This window comes from Pseudomonas sp. I2 (genome assembly GCF_040984075.1).
Lineage (GTDB): Bacteria > Pseudomonadota > Gammaproteobacteria > Pseudomonadales > Pseudomonadaceae > Aquipseudomonas > Aquipseudomonas guariconensis_B.
On the sequence record NZ_JBCGFQ010000189.1, the window covers coordinates 1 to 419 of the forward strand.

The 419-nt window shown below is 53.5% G+C and carries 1 protein-coding gene; it reads right to left on the reverse strand.

From position 1 onward, the window contains the following. The coding region (locus WCE05_RS26190; protein WP_368816864.1) for a glutamate--tRNA ligase family protein at nucleotides 1-407 on the reverse strand (407 nt) is incomplete at its 3' end. Nucleotides 408-419 lie beyond the last annotated feature (12 nt).

Below are 419 nucleotides of genomic sequence, written 5' to 3' on the forward strand. Positions count from 1 at the left end.
GCCATATCCCAGTCATCTACCACCACGCAGAAGTTATAGGTCGGGGAACCATCGGTACGGCGAATGATCAGATCGTCCAGTTCCTGGTTGCTGAACTCGATAGGTCCGCGGATCTGATCGTCAAAAATAACCGAACCTTCCTGCGGGTTGGCGAAACGCACGACGCACGGCTCATCATCAGCATGGTGCTCGTGGCTATGGCGGCAGCGGCCATCGTAACGCGGCTTCTCACCCTTCGCCATCTGCTCTTCGCGCAGCGCTTCCAGACGTTCTTTCGAGCAATAGCATTTGTAAGCGGTACCGGCTTCCAGCATCTCATCGATTACGTTGTTATAACGATCGAAACGTTTGGTCTGGAAATAGGGGCCTTCGTCCCATTGCAGATTCAGCCAGTTCATGCCATCCATGATGGCTTCAAT